General features: G+C 75.6%; 14 protein-coding genes. 10 read left to right on the top strand and 4 right to left on the bottom strand.

The window, feature by feature from the left end; genetic code table 11:
• The coding region (locus AB0K37_RS35195) for an alpha/beta family hydrolase (RefSeq protein WP_363988539.1) at positions 1-463 on the top strand (463 nt) is incomplete at its 5' end.
• Between the two features lie 97 nt (positions 464-560).
• Here AB0K37_RS35195 and AB0K37_RS35190 read toward each other — a convergent pair.
• A complete protein-coding gene (locus AB0K37_RS35190; protein WP_345183950.1) occupies positions 561-764 on the bottom strand; it encodes a DUF5999 family protein in 204 nt (67 codons plus the stop codon).
• A 281-nt stretch (positions 765-1,045) separates the two neighbouring features.
• Between AB0K37_RS35190 and AB0K37_RS35185 the strand changes: the two genes are divergently transcribed.
• From AB0K37_RS35185 to AB0K37_RS35175, 3 genes are all read left to right on the top strand, one after another.
• On the top strand, positions 1,046-1,774 hold the full coding sequence (locus AB0K37_RS35185; RefSeq protein WP_363988536.1) for a (Fe-S)-binding protein: 729 nt from the start codon (positions 1,046-1,048) through the stop codon (positions 1,772-1,774).
• A gap of 92 nt (positions 1,775-1,866) precedes the next feature.
• Positions 1,867-3,243 (top strand): lactate utilization protein B, encoded by a 1,377-nt coding sequence (locus AB0K37_RS35180; protein WP_363988542.1) that lies wholly within the window; start codon positions 1,867-1,869, stop codon positions 3,241-3,243.
• Positions 3,240-3,881, top strand: coding sequence for an LUD domain-containing protein (locus tag AB0K37_RS35175; protein WP_363988533.1), 642 nt, complete (start codon positions 3,240-3,242; stop codon positions 3,879-3,881). Before AB0K37_RS35180 ends, AB0K37_RS35175 begins: the two co-directional genes overlap by 4 nt.
• Before the next feature lie 6 nt (positions 3,882-3,887).
• On the opposite strand, the gene AB0K37_RS35170 is transcribed toward AB0K37_RS35175, so the two are convergent.
• A complete protein-coding gene (locus AB0K37_RS35170) occupies positions 3,888-4,478 on the bottom strand; it encodes a TetR/AcrR family transcriptional regulator C-terminal domain-containing protein (RefSeq protein WP_345183944.1) in 591 nt (196 codons plus the stop codon).
• 117 nt (positions 4,479-4,595) lie between these two features.
• On the opposite strand from AB0K37_RS35170, the gene AB0K37_RS35165 reads away from it, so the two are divergent.
• Entirely contained in the window at positions 4,596-5,012 is a 417-nt protein-coding gene (locus AB0K37_RS35165; protein WP_363988531.1) for a plectin, read from the top strand.
• Positions 5,013-5,177: 165 nt separating this feature from the next.
• Positions 5,178-5,903, top strand: coding sequence for a maleylpyruvate isomerase N-terminal domain-containing protein (locus tag AB0K37_RS35160; protein WP_345183940.1), 726 nt, complete (start codon positions 5,178-5,180; stop codon positions 5,901-5,903).
• On the opposite strand, the gene AB0K37_RS35155 is transcribed toward AB0K37_RS35160, so the two are convergent.
• The gene (locus AB0K37_RS35155) at positions 5,851-7,224 is read right to left on the bottom strand and encodes a nitrate/nitrite transporter (RefSeq protein WP_363988528.1); all 1,374 of its coding nucleotides are present in this window, start codon (positions 7,222-7,224) and stop codon (positions 5,851-5,853) included. The two genes, AB0K37_RS35160 and AB0K37_RS35155, sit on opposite strands and share 53 nt — an antisense overlap.
• Positions 7,225-7,414: 190 nt before the next feature.
• On the opposite strand from AB0K37_RS35155, the gene AB0K37_RS35150 reads away from it, so the two are divergent.
• On the top strand, positions 7,415-7,663 hold the full coding sequence (locus tag AB0K37_RS35150) for a hypothetical protein (protein ID WP_345183963.1): 249 nt from the start codon (positions 7,415-7,417) through the stop codon (positions 7,661-7,663).
• 160 nt (positions 7,664-7,823) lie between these two features.
• On the opposite strand, the gene AB0K37_RS35145 is transcribed toward AB0K37_RS35150, so the two are convergent.
• Positions 7,824-8,318, bottom strand: a complete 495-nt coding sequence (locus AB0K37_RS35145; protein WP_363988526.1) for an NUDIX hydrolase — start codon at positions 8,316-8,318, stop codon at positions 7,824-7,826.
• A 290-nt stretch (positions 8,319-8,608) separates the two neighbouring features.
• Here AB0K37_RS35145 and AB0K37_RS35140 point away from each other — a divergent pair, with 290 nt between their 5' ends.
• From AB0K37_RS35140 to AB0K37_RS35130, 3 genes are all read left to right on the top strand, one after another.
• The gene (locus AB0K37_RS35140) at positions 8,609-10,717 is read left to right on the top strand and encodes a molybdopterin oxidoreductase family protein (protein WP_363988523.1); all 2,109 of its coding nucleotides are present in this window, start codon (positions 8,609-8,611) and stop codon (positions 10,715-10,717) included.
• 101 nt (positions 10,718-10,818) lie between these two features.
• Positions 10,819-11,211 (top strand): nitrite reductase small subunit NirD, encoded by a 393-nt coding sequence (gene nirD / locus AB0K37_RS35135; RefSeq protein WP_363988520.1) that lies wholly within the window; start codon positions 10,819-10,821, stop codon positions 11,209-11,211.
• Positions 11,195-12,409: a uroporphyrinogen-III synthase gene (locus tag AB0K37_RS35130; RefSeq protein WP_363988517.1), complete on the top strand. Its 1,215-nt coding sequence runs from the start codon at positions 11,195-11,197 to the stop codon at positions 12,407-12,409. Before nirD ends, AB0K37_RS35130 begins: the two co-directional genes overlap by 17 nt.
• The last annotated feature ends 102 nt before the right edge of the window (positions 12,410-12,511 follow it).

Here is a 12,511-nt window from a genome sequence, read left to right as displayed (position 1 = left end):
GGCGTGCCGGTCGGCCCCCGACCCGAACGAGTCCCGGCTGTCGTTGCAGTGCACCAGGTCGATGCGGCCGGTTATGGCCTTGATCCGGTCGACGGGCCTGCGGAAGAGGTTCGGGGACGTCCCGCTCGTTCAGGGCGGCCGCAGCAACGGGGCGCGGGTCGCGTGCCGGACGGCGGAGGCCGCCGGGGCGGCCGGCGTGGTGGCGCTCGCGTTCCCGCTGCACCCGCCGGGCAGGCCGGAGAAGACCCGGGTGGAGGAGTTGCGGTCGGCGGGGGTCGAGGTCGTCGTCGTCAACGGCGACCGCGACCCGTTCGGCGTGCCCGGCCCGGCGGACGCGGCGCAGGTCGCGGTCCTGCCGGGCGAGCGGCACGACCTCGGCAAGGACCCCGCGGCCGTCGGCCGCGCCGTGGAGCCGTGGCTGAAACGGTGGGCGGCCCGTCCGGTGCGGACGGGCCGGCGGTAGAGTCGCTCCGGGCCCGGTGCGGGCCCAGAGGCCGATCGTGGGCGGGCGTGCCCCCGAGGATGATCACCCGTTTGAACTAGTCCCCCGTGGAGACCGCTCAAGCGGCGGACGTGGCCTGCGCGTCCGTCGGCCGGTGCGGCGCGATGACTCCCCCGTCGGGCAGCAGCTCACCGGTGTCCTCGAACAGCACGACCCCGTTGCACAGCAGGCTCCACCCCTGTTCGGGGTGCGAGGCCAGCGTGCGGGCGGCGTCGCGGTCGGGTGCGTTGTGGGAGGGACAAGGCGGCTGGTGCGGGCACATGGCGTGCCTCCGGTCTCAACTACTGGTCGGTCGTGGTGCTTTCCTGTTCTGACGCACCCAAGTGTGGAGTGGTTCGCTCCCACCGGCCATAGCCCGTTGGGACGGTTGTCCATTGGTTCCGGAGTACCGGACGGGTGTGATCCCTCCCACTTCCGGGGCGCCACGCAGTAGCGTGCCTCCCGCGCGATAACGGACGAAGAACGACACGCCGCCGGAGTCTGAAACCCCTACGATGTTCGGCGGGGGAACGGGCTCTGCGGGGGGCGGGGGGAGTGAGGCCGGTGCGGGTCGCGCTGTCCGTCGCGTGCTTCGAGGACGTGCTGTTCCCCGGTACCGCGAAGGCCGTGACCGTGCTGCTGGAGCGGCTCGGGCACGAGGTGGCGTTCCCGCCGGGGCAGACCTGCTGCGGCCAGTTCCACTGGACGGCCGGCTACCACCGCGAGGCCGCCGGGCTCGCCCGCTCCCACGCGGCCGCGTTCGAGGGCTGCGAGGTCGTGGTGGCGCCGTCGGCGTCGTGCGCCGCGACCGTCCGCGCCGACTACCCGAAGATCGCCCGGACGGCCCGCGACCCCGGCCTGGCCCGCGCCGCCGAGGGCCTCGCCGTCTACGAGCTGACGGAGTTCCTCGTCGACGTCCTCGGGGTTACCGACGTCGGCGCGTACTTCCCGCACCGGGTCACCTACCACCCGTCCTGCCGGTCCCTGCGCACCCTCGGCGTCGGCGACCGGCCGGTGCGGCTGCTGCGCGCGGTGCGGGGCCTGGACCTGGTGGAGCTGCCGTCCGCCGGGGAGTGCTGCGGGTTCGGCGGCGCGTTCGCGATGAAGAACGCGGACGTGTCGGTCGCGATGGTGGCCGACAAGGTCCGGCACGTCCGCGCCACCGGGGCGGACGTGGTCTGCGCGGTCGACGACTCGTGCCTGGCCCACATCGGCGGCGCGCTGTCGCGGCTGCGCGGCGGCGTCCGGACGATGCACCTGGCCGAGATCCTCGCGGAGACGGGGCCGGTGTGACGGCCTCCTCACCGGGGGCGACGCCGTCCTCCGGCAGGAGCGGACCCGTCCCGGCGCCGAGGCCGAAGTTCGCCGCCGCCGCACGGCCGGAACTGGCCGACACCCGGTTGCGCCGCAACCTGCGCGGCGCGACGGCCGCGCTGCGGGGGCGGGAGGCCGCCGCGGCGGCCGAGGCCGCCGACTGGGAGGACCTGCGCGAGGCCGGGCGCGCGATCAAGGACGGCGCGCTGCTCGACCTGGACGCCCACCTGGAGGAGCTGGAGCGGGCCGTCACCGAGTCGGGCGGCACCGTGCACTGGGCGGCGGACGCGGCGGAGGCGCGCCGTGTCGTCACCGGCCTGGTCCGCGCGACGGGCGCCAGGGAGGTCGTCAAGGCCGCGTCCGCGACGACGCGGGAGATCGGCCTGAACGACGCGCTGGCCCGCGCGGGCGTGACCGTCCGCGAGACCGGCGTCGCCGAGATGGCCGTGCAGCTCGGCGAGGACGCGCCGTCCCACCTGCTGTCGCCGGCCGCGCACCGCGACCGCGCGGAGATCGCGGAGGTGTTCCGGCGCGCGGTCCCGGCCGCCGAGCCGGGCCCGGGCGACGACCCCGAGGCGCTGGCCGCCGCCGCCCGCGCCCACCTGCGCGAGCGGTTCCTGCGCGCCCGCGTGGCGGTCACCGGCGCGAACTTCCTGGTGGCCGAGACCGGCACCCTGGTCCTGCTGGAGTCGGAAGGCAACGCGCGGATGTGCCTGACGCTCCCGGAGACGCTGATCAGCGTCGCCGGGATCGACAAGGTCGTCCCGACATGGGATGACATGGAGGTGTTCCTCCAGCTCCTGCCGCGCTCGTCGACCGGCGACCGGATGACCCCGTACGTCTCGACGTGGACGGGCGTGACGCCGGACGACGGGCCGCGCGCCTTCCACCTCGTCCTGCTCGACAACGGCCGCACCCGCGCGCTCGCCGACGAGGTCGGCCGCGCCGCCCTGCGCTGCATCCGCTGCTCGGCCTGCCTGAACGTCTGCCCCGTCTACGAGCGGACGGGCGGGCGCCCCTACGGTCCTGTCCACCCCGGCCCGATCGGCGCGGTGCTCACTCCGCTGACCCGGGGGGTGGAGAGCGCCGCCGACGCGTCCCTGCCCTACGCGTCCACGCTCTGCGGCGCGTGCGCCGACGTCTGCCCCGTGAAGATCGACATCCCGGACCTGCTGGTGCACCTGCGGGGGAAGGTGGTCGAGTCGCGCCGGAGGCGCCCGGTCCCGACGCCCGAGATGGCGCTGATGCGCGGCCTCGCCTGGACGCTGGGCGATCCGCGCCGCCACGAGGCGGCGGTGCGGCGCGGTGCACGGTGGGCGCGGCTGCTGTCGCGCGGCGGGCGGATCCGCCGCCTCCCGGGCCTGCTCGGCAAGTGGACCGAGGCCCGCGACCTTCCCGCGCCGCCGGCCGAGAGCTTCCGCGGCTGGTGGGACAGGACGCGGGCATGAGCTCGCGCGAGGAGGTGCTGCGCCGGGTCCGCGAGGCGCTCGGCGGGGAACGCGGCACGCGCCCGCCGGTGCCGCGCGGCTACGCCCGGCGGCCGGCCCCGGCGGACGCCGAGACCAGGGCCGACGTCCTCGCGCTGTTCATCGAGCGGGTCGCCGACAACCGCGCGGCGGTCCGGCACGTCGGCGCGGACGAGGCGGGCACGGCCGTGGCGGCCGCGCTGTGGGGGCGCGAGGTCAAGCAGATCGTCGTCCCCGCCGACCTGCCCTTCGGGTGGCTCGCCGAGCTGGACGGCGTGCGGGCCCTGGCCGACGCGCCGGCGGTCGACCTCGAAACCCTCGCCGCGTCGGACGGCGTCGTCACCGGCTGCGCGGTGGCCGTCGCGCAGACGGGCACGGTCGTCCTGGACGGCGGCCGGGCGCAGGGGAGGCGGGCCCTCACCCTCGTCCCCGGCTACCACCTGTGCGTGGTGCACGCCGACCAGATCGTCGGAACGGTCCCGGAGGCGGTCGCGCGGCTCGACCCGGCGCGGCCGCTGACGTGGATCAGCGGGCCGTCCGCCACCTACGGCATCGAGGCGGCGCGGGTCGAGGGCGCCCACGGCCCCCGGCACCTGGAGGTCATCCTCGTCGAGGACTGAGCGGTCCTAGCGCACGCCGCCGAGGACGACGCCGAGGCCCGCGCGGAAGCGGGCGTCCCAGTCGACCGCGCCGTCCTCGCCGGAGGCGATCCGGGCGGCGGCGCCGTCCTCGGCGGTGCCGCGCACCTCGAGGGCCGCGTGGCCGATCACGTAGCCGAGCAGGGTGTGCGCGGCGACGGCCGCGGCGTCCTCGGCGACGCCGCCGCGGCGCAGCACCTCCCGCAACGAGGCGAGGGTGGCGGCGAGCGCGGCCGGGTTGCGGCGCGTGACGACCAGGGGGAGGACGCCCGCGTGGGCCAGCAGGCGCTCGCGGTAGCCGTCCGCCCACGCCCGCAGGACGTCCTGCCAGCGCCCGGAGGCGGAGGTGTCGGCCGGGGCGGCCGCGACGTGCGCGACCAGGCCGTCCAGGAGTTGCTCCTTGCCGCGGGGGAGGTGGTGGTAGATCGCCATCGCCTCGACCTCGAGCGCGTCGCCGAGCCGGCGCATGGTGAGGCGGCCGAGTCCCTGGCCGTCCACGATGCGCAGGGCCGCCTCGATGATCCGCTCGGTGGACAGGGGGGCGCGGTTCTGGGCGTTGATGCTGGGCTGCCTGACCATGAGGATAGACCTTACTACGTAAAGGACCGAAGCCGGGTGTCCGCCGCCGCAACACGCCGGGACCCCGCGTACGCTTACCTCGATCGAACACTGCACGACCGTCGAGGGAGTACCGCCATGCCGCTGGGCCGCCGGGTGAGCAAGGACGTCGCCGAGCCGTACGAGGCCGACCAGCGGCTGGCCGCCGAGTACGACGACCGGCTCGCGGCGGCGGGCGACGCGGAGCGGGCGCTGCGGGACGCGCAGGCGTCCGGCGCCGCCGAGCCGGAGCTGGGGGAGCTGACGGTCGCGTTCGACCGGGCGATGACGGCCGTGCTCGCCGCCGCCGAGGCGGCCGAGCGGGTCGCGATGGGTCCGAAGGTGTACTCGACGGAGGCGCAGGACGCCAAGACGCGCCGCGCCGCCGAGATCGCCTACCGCAAGGCCAAGGCACGCCCGGCGGTGCGCCCGTGGACGGACGAGGTCGACCGCCTGCGCACGGCGCGGGAGGCGCACCGGCTGAGCTTCAGGACGCGGCCCGCGGCCCGCGTGTGAGCCGCCGCGGGCGCGTGGCGACACGGCGTCACCGGGTGGCACGGGCCACCGAACTTTGAGAGTCTGCCCTCTCCGGGGAACGCCGGGGGTGCTCGCGCCGCGCGTTCGCGCCTGCGCGACCCGGCGGGGAGGGCACAGGGTGCTCTGGACGTTGGGGGATGTCACGTGGAGCGCACGCCGCCGGACCGGTGCCGCGTACTGGAGTCCTACCAGGACGGGGTGAAGGCGATCATCGCCCTGGCGGAGACCGTCGCCGACTGGGACGTGCCGACTCCCTGCGCCGACTGGCAGCTGATCGACCTGGCGGGGCATCTGCGGTGCGTCGCGGAGAACTTCCTGGAGTACCTCCAGGACGCGCCCGACAGCCGGCTGGCGAAGCTGTTCGCGCAGGACGCGGCCACGGCGGTGCTGATCAGGCAGCAGGCGCGGCAGAACGCGGCCGAGTTGGCGGTGCTGCCGCCCGAGCCCGGCCCGGAGCGGATCCTGGCGTTCGGGGTGTCGGCGGGGGCGTACGCCGACCTGATGCCCGACATGTGGGACCGGACGCACCTGATCTACCGGGGCACCAAGTACACGGTCGGCGACCACGCGGGCGCGGCGTGCGTGGAGTGGCACCTGCACGCCTGGGACATGGCCCGCGCGATCGGGGCCGACTACCGGCCGCGCGACCCGGACCTGCTGGTGCCGGCGTGGCACTGGGGCGTCCCGCACCTGCCGCTGGAGCCGGGGGACGCGTGGGAGGCGGTGCTGCGCTCCTCGGGCCGCTCGCCGCGGTGGCCGGACCCCGGGGAGGGGCCCGGCCGGGCGCGGCGGCGGCGTTCGGGCCGGCAGTCCGCCGTCAGACGCCCGCCGGCCTCCCCGGGCGGGCCCGCAGGTAGACCAGCCAGGTGAGCGCGCAGCACACGGCGTAGAAGGCGATGAACGCGATGTAGGCGCCGTCGCCGGTCCCGTAGGTCAGGAACGACTGCCGGAACGCGATGTTGACCAGGACGCCGCCGAACGCGCCGACGGCGCCCGCGATGCCGATCAGCGCGCCGGACAGGCGGCGGGCCTCGTGATCGGCGGCGTCCGGGTCCCCGCCGTCCGCGACGCCGGCGTGCGCCTTCGCCCTGAAGATCGCCGGGATCATCTTGTAGGTGGAGCCGTTGCCGAGGCCGCTGAAGGCGAACAGCAGCACGAAACCGGTGAGGAACAGCCCGAGCGAGCCGAGCCGCGAGGCGGCCAGCACGAGGGCGGCCGAGACGGCCATCGCCACGAAGGTCCCGAAGGTGACCTTCGCGCCGCCGAGCCGGTCGGCGAGCCACCCGCCGGCGGGGCGGATCAGCGACCCGAGCGCGGGGCCGAGGAACGTCAGGTAGGCGGCCTTGATCGGGGTGTCGAACTCGGCCGTGAACTGCACCTGCAGGACCTGCCCGAACGCGAAGCCGAACCCGATGAACGACCCGAAGGTGCCGATGTAGAGCACCGACATGATCCAGGTGTGGCCGTCCCGGCAGACGTCCCGCATGGCCCGCCCGTCGTTGCGGGCGTGCGCGAGGTTGTCCATGCCGAGGGCGGCGCCGAGGGCGGCGAGGACGATGAACGGGATGTAGACGCCCGCGACGAGGCCGGGGTGGTCCTTGCCGGCGGTGGCGAGGACGGCCAGCCCGACGAGCTGGACGACGGCGACGCCGAGGTTGCCGCCGCCCGCGTTGATCCCGAGGGCCCAGCCCTTGAGCCGCTGCGGGTAGAACGCGTTGATGTTGGCCATCGAGGACGCGAAGTTGCCGCCGCCGACGCCCGCGACGGCCGCCAGCAGCAGCAGCGTGGTGAACGAGACGCCCGGCTCGATGAGGACCGCGGCCAGCACCGCCGGGACGAGCAGCAGCGCGGCGCTGAAGATCGTCCAGTTGCGGCCGCCGAACCGGGCGACGGCGAGGGTGTAGGGGATGCGCAGCGCCGCCCCGATGAGCGCCGGGACGGCCGTGAGGGTGAACTTGCCGGCCGGGTCGACGCCGTAGGCGGGGCCGAGGAACAGCACCAGCACCGACCACAGCGTCCACACCGAGAACCCGATGTGCTCGGAGAAGATCGAGAACACGAGGTTGCGTCGGGCGGTCCGGGAGCCTCCGGCGGCCCAGAAGGCGGGGTCCTCGGGGCGCCAGTCGGCGATCCACCGGCCTCTCGGCGGAGGGGTGCGCTCGGCGCGCGCGGCTTCGGTCGTGGCGGTCATCAGGGCGTCTCCTTGGGTCGCTCGGACGACCCGACCGTAGGAACCCGGGGTTTCGCGCGTGTGTGACCGGTCATACGGGAGTGATAACTCCGCTGCACAGCGTGTCCCGCCCGCTGTGAGGTGCGGGGTAGACCCGGGCGCGCCCGGGTAGGCACCCAGGGCGAGGCGGCGGGGGAACGGAGAGGTGACGATGGGAACCTGCGAGGTCTGCGGGAACGAGTACGCGATGGCGTTCGAGGTGCACGCGCAGGGGCAGGTGCACACGTTCGACTCGTTCGAGTGCGCGGTCACCAAGATGGCGCCGATCTGCGAGCACTGCCAGTGCCGCATCATGGGGCACGGGGTGGACGTTGGCGGGCACTTCTACTGCTGCGCCCACTGCGCCCACGCCGCCGAGCCGGAGCGCGCCCGCACGATCCAGGACGCCGTGTCGGTGTAGACGCGGTACGGAAGCAGGCGCGGTACGGAAGCAGGCGGGGTGCGGCTCTGGCCGCGGTGCGGGTGGGGCCGTGCCGCGGTGCGGGTGGGGCCGTGCCGCGGTGCGGGTGGGGCCGTGCCGCGGTGCGGGCGAGGCGCCGGAGCGACCGCCCGGCCCGGGGTCAGGCGCGGGCGGTCCCGAACGCCTGCTCGCGGCCGTCCTCCAGGTAGACGGCGCTGCCGGCGGCCATGGCCCGCAGGCTGGGCTCCATCCGGCGCGACACGTGCGGCGGCGCGAGTTCGGGGACCTTCTCCGGCGCCACGAGGATGTGGTCCGACAGCTCCTCGGCCGGCAGCCGGATCGCCGCGATCTCCTCGCCGGTGATGGTGCCGCCGAACACGAAGACGTTGACCGCGTCGACGCCGTCGTCGCGCGGCGACCCCCAGTCGACGCAGGCCAGGCCGTGCAGCCGGGGGACCAGGCCGAGCTCCTCCTCGCATTCGCGCACGCACGCCGACAGCGGGGACTCGTCGGCCTCGATCACCCCGCCGGGCAGGAACCAGCCCTCGCTGTAGGTGGGCTTGACCAGCAGCACCCGCCCCAGGTCGTCCAGCAGCAGGGCGGCCGCGGCGCCGCGGGCCCGCGGCAGGGAGGCGTAGTAGGCAAGGTCGGGCATGCTCCGAGGTTAAGCGTGATCACCCCGGACCGGTTCCGGCCGTCCCGGGGCGGCGGCCGCATCCGTCCGCGAGATCGCCGGAGCACCGCGAATCCGTTCGACAACCGGGCAAAAGGCAACGAATAGGCCATGACAGGGATCGACAACGCTTGACACGCGTTCGTCAAGGCGTGTCGCGGTCCCCCCGGCCTGACTCCTTGACATCGCCGGACGCAGGGGGTGAACGGCATTTAACGCCGGGGTCACGCGCGGGACTCGGCGGTGAAACCGGGCGCGCCGACTCTCGGTGGATGGCCGAGACTCCCACACACTGCCCGTACTGCGCCCTTCAGTGCGGCATGACTCTGCACGACGGCGGTTCGAAGCCCCTGCGGGTGGCGCCGCGCGACGACGTGCCGGCCAACGGCGGGGGGCTCTGCCAGAAGGGGTGGACGGCGGCCGAGCTGCTCACCGTCCCCGACCGGCTGACCGCGCCGCTGATGCGCCGGGACCGGGACGCGCCGCTGGAGCCGTGCGGCTGGGACGAGGCACTCGACCGCGTCACCGCGGAGATCGGGCGGCTGCGCGAGCTGCACGGGCCGGACGCCGTCGCGGTGTTCGGCGGCGGCGGGCTGACCAACGAGAAGGCGTACCAGCTCGGCAAGTTCGCGCGGATCGCGCTCGGCACCTCCCAGATCGACTACAACGGGCGGTTCTGCATGTCGTCGGCGGCCGCCGCGTCCGGGCGGGCGTTCGGCATGGACCGCGGCCTTCCGGGCCCGGTCACCGACCTGGCGGCCTCCGGCGCGGTCCTGCTCGCGGGCGGCAACCCGGCCGAGACGATGCCGCCGTTCATGCGGCACCTGGCGCGGATGCGCGAGGGCGGCGGCGCCCTCATCGTGGTGGACCCGCGCCGCACCGCCACCGCCCGCCAGGCCGACCTGCACCTGCAGCCGACGCCCGGGACCGACATCGCGCTCGCCAACGGGCTGCTGCACCTGGCGCTCGCCGAGGGCCTGGCCGACGAGGAGTACATCGCGGCCCGCACCACCGGGTTCGACGCCGTCCGGACGGTCGCCAACGCCTACTGGCCCGACCGCGCCGAGCGCATCACCGGGGTGCCCGTGCCGCTGATGCGCGAGGCCGTCCGGCTGCTGGCCCGCGCCGCCCGCGCCCACGTCCTCACGGCGCGGGGATCGGAGCAGCACGCGCGCGGCACCGACACCGTCAGCTCCTTCGTCAACCTGGCCCTCGCGCTCGGACTGCCGGGCCGCGAGGGCTCCGGGTACGGGTGCCTGACGGGGCAGGGCAACGGGCAGGGCGGGCGCGAGCACGGCCAGAAGGCCGACCAGCTCCCCGGCTACCGCAGGATCGACGACCCGCAGGCCCGCGCGCACGTCGCCGGGGTCTGGGGCGTCGACCCCGGCGACCTGCCGGGGCCGGGACGGTCGGCCTACGAGCTGCTGTCGGCGCTCGGCACCGCGGACGGCCCGAAGGCGCTGCTGCTGTTCGGATCCAATCCCGTCGTGTCGGCGCCCCGCGCCGCGGCCGTGCAGGAGCGGCTCGGCGCGCTCGACCTGCTCGTGGTGGCGGACTTCGTGCCGTCGGAGACCGCGCGGCGCGCCGACGTCGTCCTGCCGACCGCGCAGTGGGCCGAGGAGTCCGGGACGATGACGAACCTGGAGGGCCGGGTGCTGCGGCGCCGCCGCGCCGTCCGCCCGCCGGACGGCGTGCGCACCGACCTGGAGATCCTCGCCGGGCTCGCCGAGCGGCTCAAGGCGCCGGGGGAGTGGAGCACCGACCCGCGGGCGGTGTTCGGGGAGCTGCGCCGCGCGAGCGCGGGCGGCCCCGCCGACTACTCCGGCATCACCTACGAGCGGATCGAGGCCGAGGGCGGGGTGTTCTGGCCCTGCCCGTCGCCGGACCACCCCGGCACGCCGAGGCCCTACCTGGACCGCTTCCCCACCCCCGACGGGCGGGCCCGGTTCGTCCCCGTCGAGCACCGCGGCGCCGCCGAGGACGTCGACGCCGACTACCCGGTGTACCTGACCACCGGGCGCGTCCTCGCGCAGTACCAGTCGGGCGCGCAGACCCGGCGCGTCCGGCAGTTGACCGAGGCGGCGCCGGGGCCGTTCGTCGAGCTGCACCCCGACCTGGCCGGGCGCCTCGGCATCGAGGACGGCGCCGGCGTTCGGGTGGAGAGCCGCCGGGGCGCGGCGACCGTGACCGCGCGGCTGACCGGCGCGATCCGCTCCGACACCGTCTTCATCCCATTCCACTGGGCGGGGGAGGGCCGCGCGAACCTGCTCACCAACCCCGCGCTGGACCCGGTCTCGCGGATGCCGGAGTTCAAGGTGTGCGCCGTCCGGCTGCGGCCCCTGCCCGCCGAGGGGGACGGCGCCGCCCCCGGCGCGAGGTGAGCCCCTTTTAACACGGCGGTGACAAAGGAGACCCAACCGCGAAACCGCCCCTTCCGAGTATCGGACCATCGGACAGTTCCCCGCCAGGAGGTTGCCGCGCGATGACCACGACACCCGAAGCGACGATCGTCAGGGAGCGGGCGCGCCGGCCCGCGGCCCGCTGGTTCGACATCTGCTCCTACGCCGCCCTGACCCCCGAGAGGGGCGCCTGCGCGATGGTGGACGGGACGCAGGTGGCGATCTTCCGGACCTTCGACGGCGGCCTGTACGCGCTGTCGAACCTCGACCCGTTCAGCGGCGCCTACGTGCTGTCGCGGGGGATCCTCGGCACCCGGGACGAGGCGCCGACCGTCGCGTCCCCCATGTACAAGCAGGTGTTCGACCTGCGGACCGGGGCGTGCCTGGACGACCCGCGGGTGGCGCTGCCGACCTTCCCGGTCCGCCGCTCCGGGGACCGGGTGGAGGTGGCGCTCACCGATGAGCACCGGCAGTGAGCCGCTGGCCGGGTTCGCCGTCGGCGTGACCGCGGCCCGGCGCCACGAGGAGCTCGCGACGCTGCTGGAGCGGCGCGGGGCGAGGGTCGTGCTGGCGCCCGCCATCCGCCTGGTCCCGCTCGCCGACGACGCCGAGCTGCTGGAGGCCACCCGGGCGTGCCTCGCCGGGCCCCTGGACCACGTCGTGGTCACGACCGGGATCGGCTTCCGGGCGTGGCTGGAGGCGGCCGACGGGCACGGCATGCGCGACGCGCTCATCGGCCGCCTGGCCGAGACCGAGATCCTGGCGCGGGGCCCGAAGGCGCGCGGCGCGATCCGGTCCGCGGGCCTGCAGGAGCGCTGGTCGCCGGACTCGGAGGAGTGCGCCGAGGTGATCCGGCACCTGCTGGACCGGGAGCCGGCCGGGGCGCGCGTGGCCGTGCAGCTGTACGGGGAACGCCAGCCGGAGCTGATCGCGGCCCTGCGCGCGGCCGGCGCCGAGGTGATCGAGATCCCGGTGTACCGCTGGTCGCGGTCCGAGGACTCCACGCAGCTGCGCCGCCTCGTCGGGCAGGCGGTCGCGGGCACCATCGACGCGATCACCTTCACCAGCGCCCCGGCGGTCGCCGCGACGCTCGCGGTCGCCGCCGAGGACGACCTGGAGGAGGCCCTGCTGGAGGCCATGCGCACCCATGTCGTGGCGGCGTGCGTCGGCCCGGTCACCGCGCAGGCGCTCACCGAGCGGGGCGTCCCGACCGTCCAGCCCGAACGCGCCCGGCTCGGCGCGCTGGTGCGGGCGCTGGTCGCCGACCTGCCGCGGCGGCGGTCGCGGCGGCTGTCGGTCCGGGGCTTCTCGCTGGAGCTGCGCGGGCACGCCGTCGTCCTGGACGGCCAGTTGAGGCCCATCGCGCCCGCGCCCATGGCGATCCTCCGGGCCCTCGCGCGGCGCCCCGGGCACGTGGTGTCGCGGGCGGAGCTGTGCGGGGTGCTGCCGGGCCGGCTGGCCGTCGCGCCCGGCATCAGGGAAGCCTGGGCGCGGGAGGCGCGGCCGCGGGACGCCCGCCCGCAGGCCGACGAACACGCCGTGGAGATGGCGGTGGCGCGGCTGCGGCGCGGTCTCGGCCGGCCCGGCATCGTCGAGACCGTCGTCAAGCGCGGTTACCGGCTGGCGTGCGACCCGCGGATCGTCGACCGGCTCCCGGCGGGCGCCGGTGGCTGAGACCGGAGCCGCGCCGCCGGCCGGCCGGCCCGCACTGCTCGCGGTGGCGCACGGCACCAGGGACCCGGCGGGGCCCGCGGTGGTGCAGGCGCTGCTTGACCG

Origin of the sequence: Actinomadura sp. NPDC049753, from assembly GCF_040674655.1 — a bacterium.
Taxonomy (GTDB): domain Bacteria; phylum Actinomycetota; class Actinomycetes; order Streptosporangiales; family Streptosporangiaceae; genus Spirillospora; species Spirillospora verrucosospora.
Note: the sequence above shows the minus strand (reverse complement) of the source record. Positions and strands in the feature narration are given on the sequence as shown.